This window comes from Thermobaculum sp. T2p (genome assembly GCF_059335935.1).
This window is the reverse complement of record NZ_JANZYQ010000002.1, coordinates 116,969-142,910: the sequence shown is the minus strand read 5'-3', so window position 1 is coordinate 142,910 and position 25,942 is coordinate 116,969. Positions and strand designations below refer to the sequence as shown.

Below are 25,942 nucleotides of genomic sequence, written 5' to 3'. Positions count from 1 at the left end.
CATGGCGTGCAGGATAACAGAGTTATACGGTTAAATACAAGATGTACAGGCCCAAAAGCACTGTTACTTCAAGTGTTATAGATATAAATATGCTGCTCCAACTCTGGCCGCGCAAAGCTGGCCTAGGCGGGAGCCCATGGTACCCAACCGGGGTCATGTAAAGAGGGCCCGGGAACATCTCCCCGAACCCTCACAGCGGCCTCCTTCCAGGTGTAAGAGCTGAGGCGTCGCCGCTTACCTGACTCTGTAGACCGCGCTCGCGCCACCTACGGTCTGCCCCGCCTCGTTGCGCTGCGCGACGCTCACGAGATACTCCTCGCCACCTTGTGCTTCGCGTGGTACTTCCAACCGCAGCGCCATCGGGTGAAGCTGGTTAGGCTGCTTCTCCACGCAGATAACCGCTTGCTCTTCCCGTACTTCCACCAACCGCTTGCCACCGCGGATGATCACCTCTCCTCCCTTCACGCTTACCTCCCCGATACCCGTTACCGATGGGCAGTCGAACCTCGATCCCTTCTCCAAGGTGAGGATACCGCGACAGCAACCGAGCATGGCTTCCACGCGTGTGCGCTCAATGAACACTAAGCCCCCCTCCCTCTGCTCATCACCCGAAGTTTTGGAAGTCAGGTCCACCTGCGGGAAAGCCTTGCCGTCCTCATCAAGCCCCAGGTAGAGGGGAATCGTCATCGGTAGCCGGCTCCGATCCACCAGGATCTCCATAGTGCGCTCGGAGTTGAATAGGTTGCCCGCAAGGAACGGGAAGGCAAGCGTCGTTGCTGAGAGCACGTCGATTACCGAGAGGTTGCGTTGTGCCAGGTTGTTGCGCCTGACGACAAGTCCCCCTCCCGCGGTGCTCACAGTTGCGAAGGCATAGTCGTTATCGGCGTTCACCATCGCCAGCAAGCAGGGATGCCAGCTCATGCCGCTGATCCATCCCCACAAAGTATCCACTTGTGAGGAGGATATCGTGAACTTAGCAATCGCCGATCCTCCGGCGGGGATGGAGGGGAAAGTGGCAGTAACTGGCGTAGGAGCTACGTGCGTAGCATCTACCGATGTCCAGTCGGCTGGGTAGACGAACTCCAATCCCACGTAGGGGGTGATGCGCGCGCTCACGGTCACGTTACGAGCATCGCGCGGGCCGTTGTTCGTCACCCTTACGTACAGATAGTTTGTCTGTCCACGCTCCACGTTGCTCGACCTGCTGGGATCGCCGGGATCGAACACGTTGTCGTCCATGATGCGCACGACGATGTCGGAGAAAGTCCAGAAGTTACCGCCAGGAGGGGTAGAGGGTTCAACCCCAGCATCTCCAGTCCAGTCTTTGATGAACACGTCGGAGAAGTCGAGTGCGCGCAACATGTTGATCCGCCCGTACCCCATCTGGTTGTTGCGCGTGCCGTTTGGAAAGCCGGGCGCATCTGCATAGGCACCTCCGACCTTGTCCGCCGTGCGCTCTATGACATCGCGCACTTGCTGAGGGGTCAGGGAGGTGTAGAGGCTACGGATGGCTCCCGCAAGTCCAGCCACGTGCGGGGTTGCTGATGAAGTGCCGTTGAACTGGAAGAAGTAGTCGCCAGCGGCATCTCCGCAGCTGGGGTAGTTCACGCACGCTACCATCCGAGGACCACCGTTGTTGGTGTTGTATCCCCCCGCTCCCTGGATATCCGTCGTGGGGATCTGCACGCAGGGGGCCACGACGGATATGCCTGGACCAAAATTAGCGCCCCAGCACTCGCCGTCAGCGCTCATAGGGTTCTTGCGGTTATCCGCCTGGTCTGATCCCCCTACAGCTATCACCAGGGGATTGCGGGCCGGATAGCGGTTGATCACGCCGGTGTTCTCGTTGCCGGTGGCCGCCACCAGCACGCATCCTCTGGTGTTGACGGCGTTGTTGATCGCTGGATCGATTATCGCGAAGTTCCACCCAGTGGGACCGAAGCCGTCACCTGGGGCGTAGACACCGAAGCTCATGCTGATCACGCGCGCGCCGTTGTTGGCCGCCCAGTTGATGCCCGCGGCGCACTCCGCATCCGTCCAATTCTGGAACGCCACGGGCATCAGGCTGCAGTTTCCCGCGACCCCCGCCACGCCCGCGGAGTTGTTGAAGCGCCCTAGAACTATGCCTGCACACGCCGTGCCGTGCGGACCTGTGGGAGATCCCGGTGGAGTCATCGTCCCCAGGTTGATGCCCTGCCCGGCTGCGCCGGGAGCAAACTGCAGATCTGGATGGGTCAGGTCGCAGCCCTGATCGAGCACGCAGACGATCGTCCCTGCCGCGCCGGTGGAGAGATCCCATCCCGTGGTGCCCGGGCCACCAGCCTGGATGCGTGTCATATTCCACTGTTGAGGGAAGAACGGATCGTTAGGGACTACCGTCAGCGGCTTGATCATAGGCATGGTCTCGAACTGCGCTTCGCTGACCCATTCTCGCTCACTTTCCAGAATCATCCTCTGCAACTCATAGGCGTTACGTTCCTCCGGACGATCGATCAGGTAGTACTTGTAATCTCCCAGATACTGGGATTTCTCACGTGCCTCGGAGAGCCCATAACGCTTCAGCCTGCGATCGAGGTTGCGCTGCACTTCCTCCTCGGGCTGCCGCAACCGTAATAGCAGCACGTGTGGCAGAGGACAGACCAGTCCTCCCAAACCAGGCACGTTGCCCAACCTATACACCGGCCCTATCCACTCTAGGAGCTCTCCAAGTGCGTTCCGTAACGCCGTGAACCTCTCCTGCTCGACGGGCTGACCAGCTTGTGATCGCAGCCAGTAAAGACGGTCGGTGTGGTTGACTACCTCGAAGGGGCTGCTGGGACGGGGTAGACGCTCTAAACCCCGCTCAAATCCCGGGGGTGAAGCTAGCTGTCCGCTCTCTAGAGCGAACCCAAACTCCCTCACCCGTTCCTCCACCTCCTCCATAGGCCTTGGCTCCCTGAAGGCCACCAATAGATGAGTGGGATCCAGAACCATGGAGGCACCAGAACCATGTATGAGTTCCCTTGGAAACCTTTCCATATCGACATCCTCCTCCTGCCGGCAAAGCACCAGCCGTAATGTGCTGAGTTTACTTCCCGATAGGTGCTCGCACAATCCTCCAAAGTGTAGTTTTTGGATGCCTCTGACCTGCATTAAAGTGCAGGTCAGAGGCATCACGGTTTCGTGGTCGCCGCCATAGGCCGATACGTACGTCCACATATGGCCCACCTAAGAATGGCTTACATGGGACGGTGGGTACAAAACCCTTATCGTCGTTGGCACCAGGCTTACTCACCGTTCTCTAGTGGACATAGAGATAGTTCGCTTTGGAGCTCTGGCTTCCTGCCCGTAGATAGGGTGTCGCCGAGCTCCCATATACGGCAGGGAAGCATGGTAGATATCTAGATGCAGCATCCAACTCGTGGTGGACTGAAAAGTTCGCAAGACATGCCTCACAGAGCCATGGCCCCTTCTTGAGCCATTGTACATAAGGCTGTCTTAGGTCTTTGCTGTTTTATACATAACCCGCTCATGCCTTTGTTGCGGGATCGACAGTCATCTAGCGCCAGGCGTGCCATAGGGCTTAGGACATATAATGATGGCACAAACCAGTTAGGATGTGTGGCAAAAGGTTACATAGGGTACGCTGTGTGCAGGCAGATGGCGGTGGGAGAGACTCCCACCGCTCATACAGGATCGCGGGCTAGCGCTGGATGCGCAGCACCTCTCCCTTCCCCGATAGTATGGCCCAGTTGGTCACGTAGATGGTGCCGTCCTTGGCGATGGCCAGCCCCCCTGGGGCATATAATCCATCGGATATCACCGTCGTTCTAGTGCCATCAGGCCGAATGCGTACTAACCGTCCCTGTAGGGTTGAAGGATCTTGAGGGTTGGCGTTGGCTAGGCTGTTCTTGAACATCTCGAGCACGTAGAGGCTACCGTCCGGCCCCCATGCCACATCTATGATGTTGGTGAAGCGGCGTGCGTAGATCCCGAGCTCGTGGCCGTATCTTACCTTGTACACCCTAGCACCATACTTGGGGAACGGGAACCCCGTAAGCTCGCCTACGTAATAAGCTCTGTCGGGGCCCTGGTCCACGGAGGTTGGTACCGGATCCATCCTCACCAGGCTGCCGTTTGGCCCCGGGACCATCCTCTTGGGGAAAGTTGCCAGGGTAGATATACGCCCATCTGAGCGCCTTATCTTCAACAAGGAGTTCCCGCCCGCGTCAACTACGATGTGTCTTCCCGGGAGCGTCAGCAATGCGTAGGGGTTGCTGTCGATGCCGTCGTGTGCGGGGTCATGCCGTTTCTCGTAGGCCCATAGGTCAGCCTTGCTTCGCATCACACCATCCGGCCTGATCTTGAGCAGCCTGCCGAAGTTGATGCCCTTGTTGCCCAGTGCTGGCCTGAGGTTGCTCCCACCAACGAGCACGAAGTAGTCGAGTGCGTGGTGGCCATCTACCCTAACAGCTGACCAGGTAGTGGATACATCGTGCGGACCGAGGGCAAACGAGCCATCGGGATTCGCAGCAGAGGGAAGCCCCTTGACGATCCTTACCTGGTGGCCGGTCCAGACCTTGGTGATCGCGCCCGTAGTACCGTAACAGAGTTTGCCCTCTGGCGCGTTGGCACAAGGACCGGTGCCTCCTTTGCCAGCCTCAGCCACGTAGATTGCCCCATCTGCGCCGATCGTCAGGTGGCGGGGGTTGTTCAGCCCGCTGGCTATGACCGTCATAGTGGCAGCCTGGGCATGACCTATAGGTGACGCCAATACTATCAGAAGCAGGGTGATTATAAATAGCCTATGCAAAACATACTTGTTACCTGGCATATTACGTACTCCTTATGGAATATTGACCTAAGGTCGGATGCTGAGTGCATATCACCTCCTTTATCACCCCTCGTGATCTGGGCGTTAGGCCTAGCGGAGAGATAGGACTTTGGGGGCAACGCTAACAGCGTCTACCCTGTGGGTCGAACACACGTTAGGCTACGACCTAGTGATGTTACGCCCGATATATGTGGAGACCGCGTAGGTTAGGTTGAGTTACGGTATCGGAACGTCCTGGAAGTTGAGGGCGTTTTCCTGCTAGGGAAGATCATGCGTCCAGGTGATGGATACGTCCATTTCAGCTCTTGCCCATGGCTAGGGCAGGTGCTCGTGGGGGCAAGGGCCTGCTGGCGGCACGCTGCCGTAGACCTCTACCGTATGCCCGTGGCGCTCTCCGGCCCATATGAGCCGCGTATAGCTCGGGCGTAGGAGCGCCTTCCACAGCAGCGATTGCTCGAACAGCTCCTCTTCGGGGGGTAGCAGATTGAACACCGAGCGGGATGCCAGCAGGATGAGCTTCTTGCGTGCACGGCTGAGGGCGACGTTGAGCCTGCGCGCGTCCAGGATGAAGTCGCTGCGCTGCAGCAGGTAGGCGGGATCGCTCTCGGTGGCGCTGACGATGATGACGTCCCGCTCATCCCCTTGGAAGCGCTCGACGGTGTCGACCGCAGACCTAAGGATCTGTCCGGTCTCCGGATCCCGCCGTACCAAGTAGGGCACGTGCTCTCTGAGGTCCATTCTCTGCATCCTGTGAGGCACGACTACGCCCAGACCAGTGTTCACATCAAGCTCCAGCGGTGGAGATGAGAGGACCTGTAGTACGGGTTCCAACAGCCTACACTCGAACTCGTTGCGCGTTTGGCTGCTGCTCTCGTCATGCATCACGACCGTCAACGGATGCTCGGGTGAGAGTACGGCCCGCACGAAGGGATCGTCCACATCCAGTGGCGGGAGGACGTCCTGGCGCTGAGAGTAGAAGTTGAGGTCGTCGTACCGCCTGTAGATCTGGTCGGAGAGGAACCGCGCGATGTCCTTGTGCAGGCGATAGCTGCGTTCGAACTTGATCATCTTCGGCCTGGGCTGCATCTCTGCGAGCGTCTGGAACAGGGAGCGGTAGGTCTTGAACTGCTGGAACGTGCGACGGAGCTCGCCCTCCCAGTCGTGCTGGACGATGGGAGGCATCTGGCGGTGGTCGCCCACCACGATCAGCTGGCCATCTAGCCTTAGGGGCAGCGCGGCCATTATCGCCTCTGGAATGTTCATCTGCGATGCCTCATCCAGCACCAGGCACTCGAAGAGCTGATGGCCAAAGAGGCATCCGGGATTCCCCAGCTTGCATCCCCAGCGCTCGAATATCATGCGCCTGATGGACGCCGGCGTGGCCCCAACCACGGCCCACATGAGGGCTTCGAGCTCCCGAGCAGCGTTCCGGCAATCTTTTTTGCTCGTGTAGAGCTTGATGCGTGAGTGCTTGAGGGAGGAACTGTCTTCCTTGGTGGTCACCCGCATCATCGGCAGGTTCCACAGCCGCTCGTCAAAGTACTCGGAGAAGCGCTCCCGATCGGCGACTGACAGCTCTGACCTGATGCCCTCCAGTTGGTCGAGCACCTCCGCTACCTTGCCAAGGAGCACGTCGGTGGCGGCGTGCGTCTTGCAAGATAGGAGCACCCTGAGACGCATGCCCGCTGCCATAGCTCCTTGGATGCGTGCCAGCACGGCGTATGCGGTAGTGGTGCTCTTGCCGGTGCCCGGAGGTCCCTGTACGAGCAGCAGAGGGGCTTCCCCGAGCTGCCCTACGTACTCCCGCTTGGAGGGCTCCATCTCGTCCAGGTGTCCGATGCTCGCCAGCCACTCCAGTCCCTGCAGGAAACGCGCCTGCGCCTGAGCGGCCTCCTGTGGCCAGCACATCCTCTGCCTGCCCGGGGCCACCAGCCGCTCATACAGGGCGTTCCTGCCCTCGCGCAGCCCACGCACGACGAGCGCGCAGTACAGGCCGTACCAGTCGTTGGGATCTTGATCGAGCACGTACTGCTGACCGTCCTGCAGGGGGGCAGCCATATCAGACTGGCCGTTGGTAGCGAACACGTAGTGCTTGATCTCGCAATCCTTGGAGCTGCGCCTCTCGCTCACCGTCACGTCGATGTAAGCCTCGCGCACTTGCCCCTGCTCGTCACCCAACGTCTCGATGTGGTCGATCCTGGCTCCCAGACCGTACAGGATCTGCCGGAAGGTCGGGGCGAAGGGCTCTTTGTTAGGAGCATCGGGGCGCGTGTCGCGTGTCCATCGTGGGGAGATGATGACCTGGGAACCCTCCTCGATGTCGACCAGCGCCAGTATCTCGTCCACACTGAGGTCGAGGTCGGAGTTGTCGACCTTCAGCCTGTAGCGGGCTGGGCGCTTGCCCTCGGCCAGCATCTCCTGTTGCTCTGCGAGCATCTCGGGTGGCTGGAAGCTCTCCTCGTAGCGCACGATCAGCGAGGCGCCTGCGAGCACCCGGTCCTCGGGTCGCCTCTGCACGTTCTCCTTCCATGTGGATAGCTCCACCATGCGCTCCATAGTAAGGAACTCCTCCAGGGCATCCGCTAGGGTGTGGGCCGACTCCACGTCCGTCAGCTCGGGCAGCCGAAATCCCCTCTTCGTGGTGTACTTGTTGGGCTCCAGCGAGGAGGCGATGTACTCTATCGCCTCCAGGCGCTTGATCTCGAACGCCCGCAGCAGCTCTAGCGTGATGCCTTTTCTGTATCCCGCGTAAGGATCTCCCCTCCCCTGGAAGTACTCCGGGGGATCCAGTCTACCCCAGGCAGCATAGGCGTACTCCAAGGGGATATCGCTGCCGAAGCGCGGGCGTGACATGTACCATGACGAGTCCTCCTGGTCTGAGAGCTTTCCCCAGCAGTCAAATATGCCCACCCTGAAGATCTCCTTGAAATTCGGATCCCCGTCCCATCGGAAGTGCTTGCCATTGACCCTTAGATCGCTAGCTACCATGTACAAGCTCTGGCAGTGGAACGGCAGGTTCTTGAATCGCCTGATCTCCTCGCTCAGGGAGGTGACCATGGGCGAGTCGAAAGCCGCCACCTGAGTGATGAAGTCATGTAAGTTGGTGGCTCCCAAAATGGCATCCAAGTGACGCCCAAGGCTCTCCAGCAGGTGCCGCTGATCCTCTCGGTCGTAGAACACCAGGTGTATAGGCACCTCACCTTTCTCGTTGCGCACGGCGAGCTGGTCGAGCGCCACCAGGAGGGCCTGCACCCAGTCGAGGAAAAGCTTCCGCTCGCTACCCAGGTTGGGTGGCTCCTGGGTGATGCGCACGACGTTGCCCGCCCTATGCTTCATACCACCTTTGTGAGCGACGATGCGCGCCCCCAGCATGTAGATGCAGTCCTGCATGTAGTCGTACTGGGAGTCGATGTAGATCATTACCAGGTTGGGATGCATCTCCGGGGAGCAGGTCGGCAGGGACGAGTACCCGCTGTCTGGGATATCGGATCGCACCCTCTCCCCTTCCTTGTACCTGTGACGCACGTATCGCTTGGCGCGGTATATGAGCTCGTCGAGCCGAGGAGCAAGAGCCCAGGACCTCCGCAGGCTACGTACTCGCTCCCTCTGCTCTGGGGGCGTCTGCAGTCGGCCGTTTACGATGTTCTTGAGGTTCGCTACCTGATGGACCTTCGTCAGCCCTGCATCCAGCAGGGCTGACTTCTCGGTGGTGGAAATGAACGGGATCATGGAGAGGTCATCGTGCTCGTAGGCCCATTTGAGGCAGAAGCGGGAGTAGATGCATGCGTCACAGCTGGCGTTCAGGTGGAAGAAGACATCCTCAAAGCGAGAGGCCAGCACCCTCTCAGCCCTGGAGTCCTCCCCAAGCAGGAGGCTGTCCAGCATCTGTGCGAAGACGTCGGGGTCTTCCATGATCTGTAGGCAGGCATCCTCGAGCCCAAAGAGCTGGAGTGCCTGCTCTCTCTCCCTCTCAAGTTGCCTCCTGGCCTCCTCATCCAGCGACTCGTCCGTCTCCGCGCATCTATAGAGGATGCCCATGCACAGAGATTTGGCCTTGATACCTGCGCTATCCAACAGCTGCCGTACCATCCGCTCGTAGCAGGCCAGCTGCAGCCGATGGTCTATTGTGACCACCGCCGAGTACTTGATATCGGCTATCAGGATATGCAGCTCCCCGTTAGGATCACGTTCCAGACGCAGCAGGTCGGGCCTGCCCGGTATCTCCCATCCTCCATCGCCTTGGGAGAATATCATCCCAGGCTGGTAGAGCACGCACACTTCGGTGGGCGTGAGCTCCTGGATGTACTCGATGATATAAGCGCTGTGATCGGCATTCCCCCGGAAGGTTGAGAAGGACTCCAATCGGTAGTGCTCCCCGATCTTGCGGATTATCTCCTGCTCAAAGACGTTGCCGGCGGAGGTGAGCATCGGTGGTACCTTGTGAGGTGACAGACCACATCTGCGCAGGAAGTCGTTGGTGTTACCCTGGTCATGTAAGCGCAACCTCAGGAAGCGCTCGCACTGACCCACGCGTACGAAGTCAGCCAGGCTGGTGGGCGTGATCCGCCGCTCTCCCGGGTAGACATCCAGCCCGTCGTCACCTTCCCGCACCATGATCTCCTTTCTCTCCAGGTCGCTTATCAAGGCGACCAACCCCTTGGATGTAAGAAACTTACACCAAAGCTCAGGCGTCGTCAAATCGCTTGCCAATGTCTAACCAAATATTAACCCATCTGGCACTAATTGTTGTATTATGTAAGGGCAAGCAAGGAGAACATCATGGAACACTCCGATGACCCACCGATCTGGCACCATCTACTGCGCGATGAGGGGCTGGAACCCTCTCAAGGATGTCCTCGGTGCGCACAGTACGAGCAGATGATGCTGAGACTAGAGGAGGAGCTATCGAGCATACGCCGCTACCTGCTGATCTCCGACACCCGTAATCAGCTCCGGTACCTAACACTTCGCAGGCGCGAGCTGAGGGACGACCAGGATATAGTCAATTAGGCTAGGCACCTGCCTTGTTGAGTATCCCCTGAGCCTCATCACGAGAGGAGCCGGCGGCCACAACCACCACCGTCAGCCCTTGGGCGATCGCCCCCTCAACCTCGTCTATCTCCTCATCTGTGGCGCCGAGATCCTCCAGCAACTCGTCTATGGCCGCATCCGGCTGGTGCGCATAGGACACCGCCAGCGGGCCACCCACGACGGCACCAAGACCTGGCACTAGGATGCCGGTGCTGCCCACGCTGATCCCCTCTCCAAACGGAACGTTCTCATCGGTCACCACCTCGAGCGAGCCCATGCGGCTCACCTCCATCTCCTCCTCGGAAGGTATCTGCTCCGGGTCTGCGGGATGGGGCACAACGACACTGATCTGTTCGGTGCTGAAGCCTCCGTCGATGAGGGCGCGCAAGGCGTCCAGAGCCAACTGCTGGCTCTCAAACGCCTTCACCGCTACCCCCAGTATATCTTTGGCCATGCGATCACCTCCTCATACGGATCTCCCAGTGACCCATTGAGCAACAAGCATACCAAGCTCCTAAGAGGTAGCAATGGTATGGGCAATAGCTAATAAGGTGGTATCCTTCTTGCGATGTGGGGAGCGTCGCTTGTTGTACAGCCGGTAGGAGGCATAAAATGGCAGCAACTGATGTAGTCTGTGGCATGCAGGTCGATGAGGAGCAGGCAGAGACCTCAGGCCTCACCAGCGAATATGGTGGCCAGACCTACTACTTCTGCTCGCCCGGATGCAAGCAGACGTTCGATCAGAACCCCGAGGCATACGCTGCTGAGCAATCTGGTATCTAGATGCCGGGGACCCGTGCGGGTCCCTCTGCTAGCGGTAAGTGTAAAGCCCTGGGACTAAGTCGAAGGTCTATGTTGGACCATGCACCCGTGCACTTGGGGCGTCCGCTTGCCACCCAGACCAGAGCTATCCTCCTGAGTTGTGGTGTAGCATGACAGAACTTTCATGGATTCCTGACTTGGCTCTCATTGGTTGTTCATGGCCAGCAAATAAGATAGAAGGGTAATCCTAAGATAGAACAGGAAGGAAGCTCCTTGCGCTGGATGCTGCTGACACTCATGATGGCTGTGGCTCTCTACGCCGCCTGGATGCACGATACCAACCGTGCGCTGCCCTTCGTCAAGCTGCCGCCCGTCAGGGGCACAGAGATCGCTCGCGTGTTGCCGGATCCCACAGCCACGCCGGTCAGCAAGGTGCGTGTACCTCAAGGAGTGCCCATACGACCGTCGCTGCAGAAGCAAGTAAACGCGTTGATGGCGGATGTAGAGCGGGTGCGAGGCCTGCGCTTTGAGCGCCACATCTCTCCCCGCTTCCTCACCTCTGCCGATTTTAGGGTTTACTATCGTGCCATGCTCGCTAGAGAGTGGCCACAGGCCCAGCGTCAGGCTCAGGAGGATACACTCATCATGTTCGGCCTGGCATCCCCTTCATTTAATATCAACCGCGTGTTGGAAGATGACCCCAGCGACTCCATCCTGGGTTTCTATGAGCTCGCCAGCAAGCGTATGTTCATTATCGGACGACCCAACGATCTAGATCCGGCCAACAAGGTGACCTTAGCTCACGAGCTCACACACGCTCTGCAGGATCAGCACTTCCGTATCCAATCCATGTATGAGCGAGCTCGCGACAACGAGGACGCGGAGCTGGCCCTCCGAGCGCTCGTGGAGGGCGACGCCACCCTAGCCGAGATGCTCTACGTGGGGGATACCAAGATCGACGAGTCCAAGGCCCAGGTGGCTGCTCGCCAGGACGGCACCACCTTCACCAGCATCTCCAGCGGTCCTGCTGTGCTGGCACTCAAGACCCTTTTCCCCTACCTACAAGGTGCGTCTTGGGTAGGACAGCTGTACAGGAAAGGGGGCTGGGCCGCGGTCGACCGTGCGTACGCCGATCCCCCACAGTCCACCGAACAGGTGCTCCACCCCGAAAAGTACCTTAGGCGCGACCAACCGACGTGGGTAGAGCTGCCTCGGCTGGACAGCGCCCTCGGGCCCATGTGGCAGCAGGTCACCGAGAACACCATGGGGGAGCTCCAGGTGCTGGCGATGTTCCTTCCTCAAGGAAGTGATGCAGCGAGGAAGGCAGCGAGCGGCTGGGACGGTGACCGCTATCGTATATACCAATATGGTGAGGGCAAAGTGTTGGTGTGGGAGTCGGTTTGGGATACCACTAAGGACGCCCGTGAAGCGGAGGATGCGCTCAGACAGCAGCAGATAGCTCTCAACGACGATGTGTTCGGTCGAGATCCCATCACCCGCAACGGGGTGTTCTATCTGGACGGTGCGGATAGCAGCGTGCGCCTGGCGCGCCGGGGAGACCGAGTGTACCTCGTCGTAGCCTCGGGGACGACGCCGCGCACGGCCGACAAGGTTATGCGCACCCTACTAGACTAGCGCTACGAACTTGCCTTCGGATTGGTTGGCCTTGGCTGTAACGCCAAGGTTTTTGGGGTGTCCCTATAAGGTGAACGCGCATTGAGAGCACGGAGGGATTATGGAGAAGTTGTGCGCCAACTGCGGGGGCTACCATGTGGATCACCTGGAGATGTTGCGTCTGGCTGGTGGCAAGCTATGCTGGTGCGCCCGCTGCGGCTGCAAGCGCAAGCTTAGGGCGATGCTCGCGACTTCTGATGGTGTGCGGGCACTGGCGGAGATTCGGGGCCCACAGGTGGAGAGTATCATGCGCGCGCTGATGAGCCGGGACTAAGCCCTCCTGCACTGCTGCTAACCATGCAATGGCAGATCCACCACGGGCTCCTCCGTGGGGAGGCCGTCCTCCCGTGCGCAGGTCAGGCAATACCCTTCTAGGCTGAGCACCTGCTCGGGGCGGCTACCGTAACGATAGACGGTGATCCCCTTGCACCCCAGCTCGTACGCCAACCTGTAGGCAGACTCCACGTCCTCGGGTGTCGCCTCTTGTGGCAGGTTGATCGTCTTGCTTACGCCGTTGTCGACATGTCTCTGGAAGGTGGCCTGCATCCGCACGTGCCACTCCGGAGATATCTCTAGCGCCGTGGCAAACACTCGCCGCAGGTCCTCTGGCAGAGTCGGTAGGTCCCTCACCCTGCCGGTGGCTATTACGTGCTCCCTGAGATGGTCGTCTAGCACACCTCGCCTGCGGGCCTCCTCGAGAAATACGGGGTGTATCTCCTGCTTGAGCTCCCTGCCTCCCAGAGCACGGCGCGTGTAGGTGAGCGCGAAGAGGGGCTCTATGCCCGCAGAGCAGTCCGCGATGATGCCGATCGTGCCGGTGGGCGCTATGGTGCGGGTAGTGGCGTTACGCATTCTTGGTCCACCCCGACGGTCGTAGTCGCTCCCTGGGTAGTTAGGGAAGACCCCGCGCCTCTCGGCGAGCTTGATCGAGGCCTCTACCACTCTATCCTCCACGAAGCCCATAAGCTCTTCGGCCAACGATAGGGCCTCCTCCGAGTCGTAGGGCACGCCTAACTGGAAGAGCAGGTCCGCCCAGCCCATTACTCCTAGCCCTATCCTGCGGTTGCGGCGACATATATCCTCGATCCTTGGGTCGGGGTAGTGATTGATATCTATGACGTTATCCAGGAAGTGCACTCCGAGATCCACCAGCTCCCCTAGCTTGCGCCAGTCCAGTTGTCGGCGCTCCGGAGGGCCCGTCACTACCGCGTTGAGGTTGATCGAGCCCAGGCAACAGGCCTCGTAAGGATGGAGAGGCTCCTCCGCGCAAGGGTTGGTCGCCTCGATCTCTCCCAGATGCTTGGTGGGGTTCTGCCTGTTGATCGTGTCCAGCGCTACCAAGCCAGGCTCGCCGCTGTCCCACGCCTCCTGGACGATGAGCTCCCAGATCCTCCTGGCGTCCTCGCGCTCCCACACCGAGTGATCGCGCGGGTTGACTAGCGGATACTTCTCGCCTTTCTCAACGGCGTGCATGAACTCGTCGGTGATACCGACCGAGATATTGAAGTTGTTGAGGGCCCGCCTGTCCCGCTTGCTCGTGATGAATTCCCTTACGTCGGGATGGTCCACGCGCAGGATCCCCATGTTGGCGCCTCTGCGCTTGCTCCCCTGCTTGATCGTCTCAGTCATGGCGTTGTAGAGCATCATGAAGGATACCGCACCGGAGGAAATACCCCCGGTGGAGTGGACTACATCCCCGCGCGGCCGCAGACGGGAGAAGGAGAATCCCGTGCCTCCCCCGGTCTGCTGGATCAGCGCCGCGAGCTTGAGCGTGTCGAATATTCCCTCCAGCGAGTCCTCTATCGGCAGTACGAAGCAGGCCATGCACTGAGAGGAAGGTGTGCCCGCGTTCATGAGAGTGGGGCTGTTGGGCAGAAACTCCAGGCGCGCCATCGCTTGGTAGAACCTCTCAGCAGTGTCGGCTACTTGCGATCGCGGACCGTAGAGCGCATCGGCGTCCGCGACCGCCCTGGCCACGCGCCAAAACATCTCGGCCGGTGTCTCGATGATCTCCAGTTTGGCATTGCGTCGCAGGTACCTCTCCTCGAGCACGATCAGGGCGTTCGCCGATAGCTTGGGCTCCTCCAGCCGCGCTGGCCTATCCATAACCTTACCTCCTGTGACACCAATCGGAGTTTAACATAATTATGCAACTTTGCGTACAAGCCCAAGGCAGATGTGGCAAAGGGGCCATCTTGGGATTATAGTGCGTGTATGAGGGAGCTGTACGTTAGAAGAAGAGGGAAGCAGGATCGCAGGCGGCTGTCGGGATGGTTGCTGCTATCGGCAGCACTCTTGGCGGTGACCTTGGCAGGGTATATAGTGACCAGAGGGTCGGGAGCTCAGAGGGAAGCCACCACGACGGGATCAGAGGGGAGCACAAGCCCCCCGGCACTCGTAGCCACCAGCGTATTGCCGACGGAGGCCCCAACATCCCTCCCAACGCCCTTCCAGGAACCAAAACCCACAGAGGCTCCGGCTAGAGCTTCCAAGGCCACGCAAGCAGCTTCTCTGGGGAACAAGGCTTACGCACGCGCCAGGAGGAAGCATAGGGAGAGCAGGATGCCTAAGGTGCCTCCCACGCCCACTCCTAGACCCACCCCTACGCAGGTCCCCACGCCCACGCCTCTGCCACCAACGCCGACTCCAACGCCTGTACCGCCGACGCCTACGCCGACGGCTACTCCCACTCGCGACGGCTTCGTTGGCTACGTGCAGCGCATAGACGCCAACACTCGCGACCGCATGCGCTACTCCTGGAGGCCGGGGTGTCCCGTATCCCTGCAAGAGCTGAGGCTCGTGACGGTCAGCTACTGGGGGTTCGATGGTAAGCCGCATATGGGGGAGCTAGTGATCCACGAGCGATACGCCTACGCCATAGTGCAGGTGATGCACGAGCTGTACGATGCTAGGTATCCCATAGAGAGGATGCAGCTCGTGGACGTCTACGGCGGGGACGACGACAGGTCTATGGCCGCCAACAACACCTCGGCATTCAACTGCCGTTCCGTGACAGGGCGTCCTGGTGTGTGGTCTGAGCACTCCTACGGCTGGGCGATCGATATCAACCCCGTGCAGAATCCCTACGTCACAGCTAATGGCGTGGTGTTGCCCTCTGCCGGCCAGCGCTACCTGGATCGTACGCAGGACCTACCCGGGATGATCCATCCAAACGACGTAGTTGTCAGTGCGTTCGCGCGCATCGGCTGGAAGTGGGGCGGTTACTGGTCGGATCCCAAGGACTACCAGCACTTCTCTGCCACCGGCAGATAAGCCGATGGATCGCTGGGGGGTTGACATTTCTCTAGCGATTTGCTAGACTTTCAACGACTGAGGGGGAGTATCTTAGTCAGGCGTCATCGTCAGTACGGCCGCAAGGCCCGGTGCCGCCGGCTGGATGAGGCCAAGAGAGACCTTCAGCTAGAAATTAGCTGGAGGTTTTTTCATGTCTGTTGACCTTTGGATATGGGCTATATTCCTAGGGGCTATAGCCTTCTTCCTGCTGCTCGACCTCTTCGTGTTCCACCGCGAGGCGCATGTGGTCTCCATGCGCGAGGCCGCAACCTGGAGCGTGGTTTGGATAGCTTTGGGCTTAGCTTTCGGTGCATTTGTCTGGTTCTGGTTTGGTCCCACGGCCGCGGGCGAGTACCTAGCAGGTTACCTTATAGAGAAGAGCCTATCGGTGGACAACGTCTTCGTGTTCGCGCTGATCTTCTCCTACTTCGCGGTGCCCGCCGCCTATCAGCACAGGGTGCTGTTCTGGGGAGTGGTGGGCGCCATCCTCATGCGCGCCGCGTTCATCGCTGCGGGCGCGGCCCTGCTGGAGACCTTCCACTGGATCATATACATCTTCGGTGCGCTGCTCGTGGTCACCGGCGTGAGGATGGCCAGTCGGAGTCATGACGAGGTACATCCAGAGAGGAACCCCCTGCTGCGCCTGGCGCGCCGCTTCATCCCCATGCTCTCCGAGTACAGAGGGCAGCGCTTCTTCGTGCGGGAGGGGGGTAAGCTGTGGGCCACGCCCTTGTTGGCCGTGCTGATAGTGGTGGAGACCACGGACGTGATATTCGCGATCGACTCCATCCCAGCGATCTTTGCCGTCACTCAGGAGCCGTTTCTGGTGTTCACATCCAACGCCTTCGCGATCCTTGGTCTAAGGGCGCTCTACTTCCTCCTTGCGGGGATGATGCATCGGTTTGTGTACCTGAAATACGGCCTGGCAGGCATCCTGGTGTTCGTGGGAGCCAAGATGCTCCTAAGCGACGTTTACAAGGTGCCCATCTGGATCTCCCTAGCGGTGATAGCCATCTTGGTGGGCGCCTCCGTGATAGCCTCCCTGCGCGCGACTGAGACCCGTTCTCAAGAGGCGGTGCACGAGCATAGCTAGCCGGGTGCCCACCTTTTCTCTACCCTCCCTATACCCCCGGTCAACCATTCCGGTTTGGCCGGGGTGTATGCTTGCAGGGTCAGGCATGTAGGGCCAAGGAGGAAACGGATGTACGGTACCATAGCTGAGATGCATGTGCGGGCGGGCATGGAGGATGCGCTGGCAGAGATCGTCGATCGACAGAGGGCAAGACATCACGAGATCCCAGGATACCTGATGTCCTGGGTCTTCCGCTCCGACGCTGATCCCGATGAGTATTGGCTGGTAGCTATATTCCAGGATAAGGAGACCTATACGCGCAACGCCGATAGTCCAGAACAAGACGAGGAGTACCAGATGATTCGGGCGCTGCTGACAGCAGACCCTGTCTGGCACGACGGCGAGGTGGTGCACACAGACTCAGCAGAGAGCTAGATCCTGATCACGACTTTGCCAAGGTGCTTCCCGCTCTCGAGGTAGCTGTAGGCCTCTGGGGCGTTCTCGAAAGGGAACACCCGGTCGATTACCGGATGCAGCTGCCAGCGTTCGATCGCCTCGATCATCTCCTCGAGGTGTCGCAGGCTGCCAACGTAGACGGAGTCCACGCGGACGCCCTTGTCGTTCCTCCCAGCTTCTTCTAGGTTCCCAGGGGCGCCGCTCAGCAACCCCACCAGCGTGATGTGGCCTCCCGCGCGCGTGGCCCTGAGCGACTTGGGCAGCGTCCCGGCACCTCCCACCTCTACCACGTGGTCAACACCCAGGCCGTCGGTGAGCTCGAGCACTTCTTGGTCCCAGTCGGGGTGCTCCCGATAGTTGATGCCCGCATCAGCACCCAGCTCCCGTGCTCGCTCTAGCTTGTCGTCGCTGCTGGAGGTCACTATGACCTTGGCACCCACATGCTTGGCGATCTGGAGCGCGAAGATGCTCACACCGCCCGTACCCAGCACAAGCACCGTCTGCCCAGGCGCAATCTTGCCCAGCACCATCAGGCTCACCCAGGCCGTGACGCCGGCACAGGGCAGCGTTGCCGCTTCCTCAAAAGACAGCAGATCCGGGATTCTAGCGACCCCCGTCTCCGCGAGCACGACGTACTCCGCCAGCACACCGTCTAGATCTCCTCCTAGTGCTGAGGATGTCTTGGATTCATCTGGAGGTCCATCCACCCAGCTCTGGAAGAAGGCGCTCGCTACTCTGTCTCCCGGTCGAAGTCGAGTCACACCCTCTCCAACCTGTACCACTTCGCCGGCGCCGTCGGACAGCGGTACCAGCGGCAGGCGTGGGGATCCCCTTCTGTAGCTCCCGCGGGCTACGAGCAGGTCGCGGTAGTTGAGGCTCGCGGCATGCATCCTCACCAGCACCTGCCCAGGCCCTGGAGATGGCGTAGGCCGCTCGACGAGCGTTGGCATCCTCCCTTGCGGGTCCCTAAGCTCATATGCGCGCATATGCACCCCCTTGTGCGAGATGTCCCTTCCAGTGTAGTGGCCGGATGCATCCTCCGCAAGGAGCGGAGACCTAAGATACTGAAGTACCCATGGTAACTACTACCCCTCGATCGAATTCAGTTGGTGGCCCACCGGCAGTAACGTGCCCCAGCGCGTAGATCCCCGACGAGATGAGCTTGACTGGAACCTTTGTCCGCTGCGGACGTGCGCGAAGTAGGTTCTCCATCGCCTCTATCGGTGGAGCTATCAACGTGGTCCCTATGCCTAGCCTCCACAGGTCGTTGGTGTGTTCGGGCAGAGGTTGCCCGCCACCACGACCACGATGTGGCCGCAGGAAATCCCCTCGAGTGGTCCCCAGGACGTGGCCGCGGGGTTCATCCAGTACCATCAGGATCCTTACGCCGGCCTCGATTCTCAGCCCTGGCCTCCATGAGCCTCTTTGCCCTGTCTGCTATCCAGATGCTTCCACATCGCTCCCTATTATCGACCAACACGACCTTGTGCTGGATTATATCGTCATTTATGCAAGGGTTACGGTTGACGAGTGAGGCGTAACAGGCATAATACCTAATACGATGGTACGAAGAGGTAGAGTATGCACTACACCGTGGTAGCTGATGATCTGACTGGTGCCGCCGACTCCGCAGCGCGGTGCCTCTCAGCGGGGCTGAGGGCACGGGTGTCGCTGGGCGGCGGGGCCTCGGCTTGGTACGATGTGGAGGCGCTAGACGCTGCCACTCGTCACATGCCCCCGGCGACAGCTGCTGAGGTCGTCGCCGGGGTTGTGAAGCGCTGCCTGAAGATGGGGGCCATGGAGGTGTACAAGAAGGTGGACTCAGTCCTCAGGGGGAACGTGGGCGCCGAGCTAGAGGCCGCCATGCGAGCGGCCGGCGCCGAGCTCGCCCTGCTCTGCCCGTCCTTCCCTGAGCAGGGCAGGACGGTAGTCGGTGGCCACCTCCTAGTGAACGGTGCACCCGTGAGCGCCACACCCCTGGGACGTGAGGTGGGTATGACCAGCTACGTCCCCAAGATCCTTAGGGTGCAGACCTCGCTGGCGGTGGGGCTGCTGCCCTTGGAGACCGTGCGCAGTGGCCCTGATGCGATCGTACGGGAGCTGAAGGCGTTGGGGCGCTCGGGAGCTATGATCGTCGTGGCCGATGCCTGTTCCGGTGAGGACCTCTCGGCCATAGCCGACGGAGCACGTGTCCTGGGCCGCAGCTGCCTGCTTGCTGGCTCCGCGGGCCTGATCTCCGCGCTAGCCCCTCACTGGGCCGGGGAGCTACCACCGCCTCAAGTGCTCGTGGTGGTGGGCTCGCTGCATCCTGCCGCTCGGGCACAGGTGCGCCTGCTTCTGGAGAGGGAGCCCTGCGCGCTGGTGCGCACTGGCAATGATGAGCGCCCAGATGACTCCAGCAGGGTGATTGTGCTCCTTACTCCAGATGAGGGCATGGAGGGGGATCATGTTGGAGAGCTGGCGAAGCGAGCCGCGCAGGTGGTGCGCTCGTGCCGGGTGTCCGGGATGGTCGTCACTGGCGGAGACTCGGCGAGGGCAGTGCTAGAGGCCATTGGGGCCTCAGGAGTGGCGCTGCTGGGTGAGGCTTTGCCGGGCTTGCCCTACGGACGCCTGGTCGGCGGGGATTACGAGGGTATGCCGGTGGCGACGAAGGCCGGCAGCTTTGGTGATGCCGAGGCCCTGTGGAGGGCAATTATCAAACTGGAGGAGATGGCTGGTGAGAGATAGGCCGTTGCTTGCAATAACTATGGGAGATCCGGCGGGCATAGGTCCCGAGGTGATAGCGAAGGCGCTGTCGCACCGGGAGCTGTACGATCTGTGTAGACCGCTCGTGGTGGGGGATACGGCTATTCTCGAGCGACACCTGCAGTTCTCTTCAGAGCTGAAGGCTGTCCATCGAGTAGATGCTCCCAAGGAAGCCGCCTACGAGTACGGGACGCTGGATGTGCTCCAGATAGCCACGGACGTCTCAGGAGTGCGACCTGGGCAGCTTTCGGCCGATGCCGGCACGGCGGCTGTGGAGTGCGTGCGGGTTGCGGCCACTCTGGCGCGCGATGGCCAAGTGGATGCCATCGTCACGGCTCCTCTTAACAAGGCGGCGATGCACCTGGCAGGGTACAACTATCCAGGTCACACCGAGCTGTTGGCTGAGTTCTTTGGCGTTAGGAAGTACTCCCTCGTGCTTACCACCGGCCAGCTCTTCGTGTTCCACGTGACAACCCACGTGTCACTGCGGGAGGCCATCGAGCTGCTTACCGTCGACAGGGTGCTGGGAACGATCGAGCTGGCGCACAGCTTTGCATCCGCCCTGGGTAGGAGCGGGGAGACGATCGCAGTGGCGGGGCTGAATCCCCATGCGGGTGAGGGGGGACTCTTCGGGCGCGAGGACGAGGAGGTTATCCGTCCTGCGGTCGAGACCGCTAAGGGGAAGGGGATTGGCGTGGAGGGTCCCCTGCCGGCCGACGCGCTATTTCCCAAGGCCGTGCAGGGAAGATATCGCTTCGTGGTAATGATGTACCACGACCAAGGACATGTGCCCTTCAAGAGTATCTACTTCGATCGTGGAGTAAACATAACTGTGGGGTTGCCGGTGGTGCGTACATCGGTGGACCATGGTACCGCGTTCGACATCGCTGGCAAGGGCATGGCCAGCGAGGAGAGCATGGTCAGGGCGATCGAGCTGGCCGCGGCCCTCACACCCGCTTGGGGCGAGGTGTGGAAGGCGGTGAGGTCGGGCGTAGCTTAGATCCCTCCCCGACGGAGGTTAGGCAAGGAGTCTTCAGTGACTGATGCTGGTGGCACACTCCGACGAGCCCATCCAGTTGCGTACATGCCTGAGAGCATACGGCGTGATAGGCACTGAGGATATGCTTGCTTGCCCTCGGTTGTGTGTGCTCTCTGGTGTAAGCCTCACGGGCTACTTTGAGGACCACCGGACCTGGAGGCCAAGCAGGGGCAATGGGCTGGCAAGAGCTTATTATGGAACGGCCTACAGATCGGGTCGTACTGGCTAGGTTTATAATACACATATCTTGATAGGCAGGTGATGATCATGGCGCGGATGTACCCCAGGGAGATCAAGCGGAGCACCACTAGCGCTGCAGAGAGGCTGCTTTTTGAAGAGCTCAAGCAGCAGCTGCCGGACGAGATCATGGTGTTCCACAGCGTCTGCTGGCAGGACTCGCCGATGGATGGTAGGGGGCTGAGCCGCGACCGAGAGGCTGACTTCGTGATACTGGACCCATCACGTGGGATCCTCGTGCTAGAGGTGAAGGGTGGTCAGGTGTGGCGCGATCCCGATACGGGCCGATATTACAGCAACGAAAACCTTCTTGATGAGAGTCCCTTCGACCAGGCAAAGTCCAATATGTATTCTCTAATGCAGAGGGTGAGGACAGCAAACACCACGGCTCGATGGGCAGGGTCCTATCGGTTTGAGTACGCAGTAGCGTTCCCCGATTGCTATCTTCTACCGGATATAGTGGACGTACTGCCACTGCCCAGGCATAAGGTGCTGGACTCGAGCGGCCTGGGCGACCTAGCATCCTGGGTGCACAAGGCGCTGGGGCGACCCGACACACGCTGGCAGCTTTCGGCCGAGGCTCGGGCGGCGTTGGTACGGCTGCTATCTGCCTCCTCGGAGCCCCCGCAGCTTGGGCTTCTAGCGCTGATCAAGGCGCAGAACAGGAGGTTCGAGGAGCTTACGCAGGGCCAGAGGAATATCCTTTTAGCTATGTCGGAGTACAAGAGGCTAGCGGTTGCAGGATGTGCGGGCTCGGGCAAGACCTTCCTGGCGATGGAGCAGGCCTACCGGCTGGTGGGCCAGGGACTCAGGGTGCTTTTCACCTGTCACAACAGAGCTCTTGCCGATTGGGTACGCGAGAGCCTTGCTGAGACTTTAGGTGGTTTACCCGATAACCTGCACGTGGACGAGTTCGACGGCGTGGCCCTGGAGTTATGTAGGCGCCATGGCGTTTCGGCGCCTGATCCTGAGGAGCTGCCCGAGGGGCAGAAGGCTGAGTTTTACCGAGAGACCCTGCCGGAGCTACTGGATACTGCTATCAGGCGTATGCCCCAGCAGGAGAAGTTCGATGCCGTGGTGGTCGACGAGGCGCAAGACTTCCACATTCTTCGCTGGGAGCCTCTGCTAGGGCTGCTGAAGGATTCCAAGGAGGGCCGATTATACATATTCTACGACAGCAACCAGAACCTGTTCGTACCGGAGGTTGACTTTCCCATTCCCAGGCCACACCTCATGCTTAATCAAAACTGCCGCAACACCCAAGCTATTCACTCCCTCGCGGCCAAGTATCATTCCGATCCAGAAAGCCTTAGCTGTTTGGGTCCCGAAGGACTGCCACCGAAGGTGGTGGAGTGCAAGCCTAGCGAACAGGTCGCAGCACTGCGTCGGGAGATCATAGAGCTCCGCGATCAGGGAATCTCGCCTTCCCAAATAGTGGTGCTCACGCCTCGCAGCTCCAGGCACAGCGACTTTAGGGAGGGCACCGACGTGGGCCACGGGCTGAGGCTCACCTGGGGACGTCCCAACTCCCAACAGGTAGCGATCAGGAACATCTACGCCTACAAGGGGCTTGAAGCTGATGTGGCGATCGTGGTGGAGACTTATCACGTCCATAGGGAGAAAGTCTCACAGGTGCTGTACGTAGCTTTCTCGCGTGCTAGACACCACCTGGTGGTCTTAGGCAGTCTACCTGAGCCTCGATAGCCTCGATCAAGCTTGATCCCTAATTTAACATAAGTACTAAGATGACAATTTATTCATGTATATTGACACTATTCCAAAAGGAACTTATATTTAGGGGTGATCGATGTGACATCTTAGGTCGCAGCATTTCCAGCTCCTTGCTGGGGATAGGAGAGTCCTTTGATCGAGAGTGTATATCAGATAGGGGAAGCGGTACGTAAGGAGGGGGAAGGCACGCGCGCTTTCCTGGAGTCGCTGGCCGTCGAGGTGCCACAGCCCAGGAAAGGCAAGCCGCATATAGCCATATTCAATTTCGATCTCCGATCCGGGCAGGTCCGATTAGATCTGAGGGAAGCTAGTCAAGAAACTCCTCAGAGGTACCTCTGGATAGGTAACGCTTCTGGGATGAACGACCAGGACAGGGTAACCACTAAGGACCTCAAGTACTTAGTATCTCAGGTAATCCCTAATCTCCTTTTAGGAAACAGGTTGCCTGATCCCTGTCCTTTGCGAGATAAACTGAAGCAGCTGCTAGACACCTTCTATCTAGATGTCGGCGATGCCTATGATCTGGGAATACCCGCGGAGTCCAACTATCGCAGATATAGAAGGCTATGGGATCTAAGCAAGATGGGCAAAGAGGGTCCAGATAGAGAGGCTCTACGAGAGATTACTAAGCAGAAAGGTGATGCTAAGGTGCTACCGGATGTGGTAGCCGAGGCTGTAATGAAGGCCTTTGACATTGATAATACCGTCGTTCTATTCACACTCTCTATAGAAGATGAGTTGGTAGTTGATGATCCTGATTATCAAGCTTATTTAGAACGGTCCTATGTGGAGGGGGCTTTCGAGAACTCTGTAGAGGGTGTATGTTATCTGACAGGCAATAGAGGACAGGTAACTACCGATATGACCAAGTTTAAGTTCAAGTACTATATCACCGATAAGCCTGGATTTGCATCTGGAGCCACCAAAAAGGGATTTATATCTAATCTAGCCATAGGCAAAGAAGCCTATATATCGCTGCTCGTGGGCGAGAGGTTTATACAAAGGCATCTAGGGTTTAGGTTGCAGAGCATCGGGACCAATGGTTATTTGATTCCGGATATATTTACCGGCGACCTATCAGACAGATACGCACGCAACCTGCTGATCTCCATCCGCGACCTCAAGAGCCGGGTGGACTACGAGCTAGGGCTGCAGGAGCAGGTGGATCGCGCCATATGGCAGGAGGCTCAGGAGGGCAACTACATGATCAACCTCCTCTTTTACAAACAGAGCAAGGAAAACTTCAAGGTGCTCCGCCTCATACAGGACGTGCCGGAATACAGGCTGCAGGAGATCAGACGCGCCTTGGATGATATCTCTGAGCTGTTCCTTGAGCTATACGGTTTCCGCTACGGCCTGACGCTGAGCAACATTGGATGGCTGTTGCCAGTACGCAAGAGCGGCACTGACCTGCTGGTCAAGTCCATGCTCGATTTCTACTCCTCAATTATAGAAGGCGGGATGTTGGAGAGACGGGAGCTAGTGGAAGCGTTCCTGGAACTCGTGCGGGTCTACATGTTTGGTAATCCTAATTACCAAGTTACCCTACCTAAAGAAGGCGAGCAAGATCGGACGATACTGAGATATCTAGCACAAACGAACGTACTGCTGGCCTTTCTGAGGAGCATGGGCCAGTTGAAGGAGGAAGAGATGAATCAAGATTACTTACAAGACCTCATGCTCTCGGATGAGCAGAGAGAGTTCCTGTCGAGGCTGAGGTACACTCCTCAACAGACAGCACTCTACTTGTTGGGCACGATCATCGCCGACATAGCGAGAGAACAGGCTACCATGGGAGGTGGGAACGGTTCTGGGGAGAAGGTCATCCTAAATAAGCTTAACTACGAGGGCATGACCCTACAACGAGTACAGCGCCTAGCGGTCGAGCTGTTCGACAAGATGCGACAGTACAAGAGGCTAACTTCCTGGAACGAGAGGGCCTTCGCTGAGGCACAGAAACTCCTGAGCGAGCATGCCCCTCGTTGGACTCTCACCCCCGCCGAGAACGTGTACTACATCCTCAGTGGTTACAGCCACTCTACCCTGCAGGCCATGAAGCATGCCCGATCCCAGACAAGGGAGGAGGCGCTAGCTACTACTACATCTACTAACGAGGAGTAAGCACAGATGCCTATACTAGACAGCGACATCCTTTATCTATACGATGCTAAACTGACTAATCCCAATGGCGATCCGGACGACGAGAACCGGCCACGCATGGACTCCGTCACGGGAAGGAACCTGGTATCGGATGTTCGGCTCAAACGTTACATCCGAGACTACTGGCTGGACGGAGGCAACGACATATGGGTGCGCAAGAACGAGGATGGTACCACCACCGACGCCAAGGGCAGGATGAGCACCCTGTTGGAGGAGTACACCCGGACTAGTGGGCAGAAGCTGTCGACAAAGGATGCGCGCAACAGCGCCGATTTCCGTTCCTGGTTGCTCGATCGTCTGATGGATGTGCGCTTGTTTGGTGCCACAATGCCTATGGAAAACAGCTCCATCACCTTCACAGGACCAGTGCAGTTCAGCTGGGGATACTCCCTTCACAGGGTAGAGATCAACAACTCCGCGACCATATCTAGTCACTTCGCCGGCAGGGATACCGGAGAAAAAGGCGACTACGGTACGTTCGGCAAAGATTGGCGCGTGCTGTATTCGCTCATAGGCTTTCATGGCATAATCAGTCGCAACAGAGCCAGGCATACGGACATGCGGGAGAGCGACCTAGAAGCGTTGGATAGGGCTATGCTGGAGGCTATCCCAGCAGAAGCCACCTCCAGAAGTAAGATAGGGCAGACACCTCGCTTCTACCTGCGTCTCGAGTACAGCGAGGGCTATCCCTATAGGGTCGGTGATCTACGCGAGGATGTGGTTTTAGAGCCAATCCAGGGCAAGACCTTGGACACGCTGCGCGACGTGAGGGATTACGTTATCAACCTGGAGCGAGCAGCTGATCGAATCGCCGGCAGACTGGATGGTATAGCTGGAGCCAGGCTCTACATACATCCAGATGTGACGTTCCGGGGGCTGGATCGTCTGACAGGGGTGCTTGGAGACAAGCTACAAACACTCTCATAGA

At 59.0% G+C, this 25,942-nt stretch carries 20 protein-coding genes; 13 read left to right on the top strand and 7 right to left on the bottom strand.

Going from position 1 to position 25,942, the window contains the following annotated elements:
* Positions 1-234: 234 nt before the first annotated feature.
* From N2245_RS01140 to N2245_RS01130, 3 genes are all read right to left on the bottom strand, one after another.
* Positions 235-3,198 (bottom strand): S8 family serine peptidase, encoded by a 2,964-nt coding sequence (locus N2245_RS01140; RefSeq protein WP_494534892.1) that lies wholly within the window; start codon positions 3,196-3,198, stop codon positions 235-237.
* A gap of 484 nt (positions 3,199-3,682) precedes the next feature.
* On the bottom strand, positions 3,683-4,813 hold the full coding sequence (locus N2245_RS01135; RefSeq protein ID WP_494534891.1) for a ScyD/ScyE family protein: 1,131 nt from the start codon (positions 4,811-4,813) through the stop codon (positions 3,683-3,685).
* A 315-nt stretch (positions 4,814-5,128) separates the two neighbouring features.
* On the bottom strand, positions 5,129-9,457 hold the full coding sequence (locus N2245_RS01130) for a bifunctional RecB family nuclease/DEAD/DEAH box helicase (RefSeq protein ID WP_494534890.1): 4,329 nt from the start codon (positions 9,455-9,457) through the stop codon (positions 5,129-5,131).
* Between the two features lie 135 nt (positions 9,458-9,592).
* On the opposite strand from N2245_RS01130, the gene N2245_RS01125 reads away from it, so the two are divergent.
* On the top strand, positions 9,593-9,823 hold the full coding sequence (locus tag N2245_RS01125; protein WP_494534889.1) for a hypothetical protein: 231 nt from the start codon (positions 9,593-9,595) through the stop codon (positions 9,821-9,823).
* 1 nt (position 9,824) lies between these two features.
* Here the strand turns inward: N2245_RS01125 and N2245_RS01120 are convergent, their stop codons facing one another.
* Positions 9,825-10,298: a hypothetical protein gene (locus N2245_RS01120; RefSeq protein WP_494534888.1), complete on the bottom strand. Its 474-nt coding sequence runs from the start codon at positions 10,296-10,298 to the stop codon at positions 9,825-9,827.
* Positions 10,299-10,456: 158 nt separating this feature from the next.
* Between N2245_RS01120 and N2245_RS01115 the strand changes: the two genes are divergently transcribed.
* The 3 genes from N2245_RS01115 (at position 10,457) to N2245_RS01105 (ending at position 12,554) form a co-directional block, all read left to right on the top strand.
* The gene (locus N2245_RS01115) at positions 10,457-10,627 is read left to right on the top strand and encodes a YHS domain-containing protein (protein ID WP_494534887.1); all 171 of its coding nucleotides are present in this window, start codon (positions 10,457-10,459) and stop codon (positions 10,625-10,627) included.
* Positions 10,628-10,888: 261 nt separating this feature from the next.
* Complete coding sequence (locus N2245_RS01110; RefSeq protein ID WP_494534886.1) at positions 10,889-12,241, top strand: hypothetical protein; 1,353 nt, start codon at positions 10,889-10,891, stop codon at positions 12,239-12,241.
* A 100-nt stretch (positions 12,242-12,341) separates the two neighbouring features.
* Positions 12,342-12,554: a hypothetical protein gene (locus N2245_RS01105; RefSeq protein ID WP_494534885.1), complete on the top strand. Its 213-nt coding sequence runs from the start codon at positions 12,342-12,344 to the stop codon at positions 12,552-12,554.
* Between the two features lie 17 nt (positions 12,555-12,571).
* On the opposite strand, the gene N2245_RS01100 is transcribed toward N2245_RS01105, so the two are convergent.
* Positions 12,572-14,386, bottom strand: a complete 1,815-nt coding sequence (locus N2245_RS01100) for an adenosylcobalamin-dependent ribonucleoside-diphosphate reductase (protein ID WP_494534884.1) — start codon at positions 14,384-14,386, stop codon at positions 12,572-12,574.
* Between the two features lie 108 nt (positions 14,387-14,494).
* Between N2245_RS01100 and N2245_RS01095 the strand changes: the two genes are divergently transcribed.
* From N2245_RS01095 to N2245_RS01085, 3 genes are all read left to right on the top strand, one after another.
* Positions 14,495-15,553: a M15 family metallopeptidase gene (locus tag N2245_RS01095; protein WP_494534883.1), complete on the top strand. Its 1,059-nt coding sequence runs from the start codon at positions 14,495-14,497 to the stop codon at positions 15,551-15,553.
* 172 nt (positions 15,554-15,725) lie between these two features.
* Positions 15,726-16,667, top strand: a complete 942-nt coding sequence (locus tag N2245_RS01090; RefSeq protein ID WP_494534882.1) for a TerC family protein — start codon at positions 15,726-15,728, stop codon at positions 16,665-16,667.
* Between the two features lie 108 nt (positions 16,668-16,775).
* Positions 16,776-17,081 carry an antibiotic biosynthesis monooxygenase family protein gene (locus tag N2245_RS01085; RefSeq protein ID WP_494534881.1) on the top strand — a complete coding sequence of 102 codons (306 nt, stop codon included), beginning with the start codon at positions 16,776-16,778 and terminating at the stop codon, positions 17,079-17,081.
* On the opposite strand, the gene N2245_RS01080 is transcribed toward N2245_RS01085, so the two are convergent.
* Positions 17,078-18,088 carry a zinc-dependent alcohol dehydrogenase family protein gene (locus tag N2245_RS01080; protein WP_494534920.1) on the bottom strand — a complete coding sequence of 337 codons (1,011 nt, stop codon included), beginning with the start codon at positions 18,086-18,088 and terminating at the stop codon, positions 17,078-17,080. The two genes, N2245_RS01085 and N2245_RS01080, sit on opposite strands and share 4 nt — an antisense overlap.
* 70 nt (positions 18,089-18,158) lie before the next feature.
* Positions 18,159-18,476: a hypothetical protein gene (locus tag N2245_RS01075; RefSeq protein WP_494534880.1), complete on the bottom strand. Its 318-nt coding sequence runs from the start codon at positions 18,474-18,476 to the stop codon at positions 18,159-18,161.
* 207 nt (positions 18,477-18,683) lie between these two features.
* On the opposite strand from N2245_RS01075, the gene N2245_RS01070 reads away from it, so the two are divergent.
* The 6 genes from N2245_RS01070 to cas7b all read left to right on the top strand — a co-directional run bounded on the left by N2245_RS01070 (position 18,684) and on the right by cas7b (position 25,941).
* Positions 18,684-19,829, top strand: coding sequence for a four-carbon acid sugar kinase family protein (locus N2245_RS01070; RefSeq protein ID WP_494534879.1), 1,146 nt, complete (start codon positions 18,684-18,686; stop codon positions 19,827-19,829).
* Positions 19,771-20,847, top strand: a complete 1,077-nt coding sequence (pdxA, locus tag N2245_RS01065) for a 4-hydroxythreonine-4-phosphate dehydrogenase PdxA (protein WP_494534878.1) — start codon at positions 19,771-19,773, stop codon at positions 20,845-20,847. Before N2245_RS01070 ends, pdxA begins: the two co-directional genes overlap by 59 nt.
* Positions 20,848-20,890: 43 nt before the next feature.
* The gene (locus N2245_RS01060; protein WP_494534877.1) at positions 20,891-21,115 is read left to right on the top strand and encodes a hypothetical protein; all 225 of its coding nucleotides are present in this window, start codon (positions 20,891-20,893) and stop codon (positions 21,113-21,115) included.
* Positions 21,116-21,153: 38 nt separating this feature from the next.
* Positions 21,154-22,827 (top strand): DEAD/DEAH box helicase, encoded by a 1,674-nt coding sequence (locus tag N2245_RS01055; protein ID WP_494534876.1) that lies wholly within the window; start codon positions 21,154-21,156, stop codon positions 22,825-22,827.
* 159 nt (positions 22,828-22,986) lie between these two features.
* The gene (locus tag N2245_RS01050) at positions 22,987-24,975 is read left to right on the top strand and encodes a TIGR02556 family CRISPR-associated protein (RefSeq protein ID WP_494534875.1); all 1,989 of its coding nucleotides are present in this window, start codon (positions 22,987-22,989) and stop codon (positions 24,973-24,975) included.
* 6 nt (positions 24,976-24,981) lie between these two features.
* Positions 24,982-25,941 (top strand): type I-B CRISPR-associated protein Cas7/Csh2, encoded by a 960-nt coding sequence (gene cas7b / locus N2245_RS01045; RefSeq protein WP_494534874.1) that lies wholly within the window; start codon positions 24,982-24,984, stop codon positions 25,939-25,941.
* The last annotated feature ends 1 nt before the right edge of the window (position 25,942 follow it).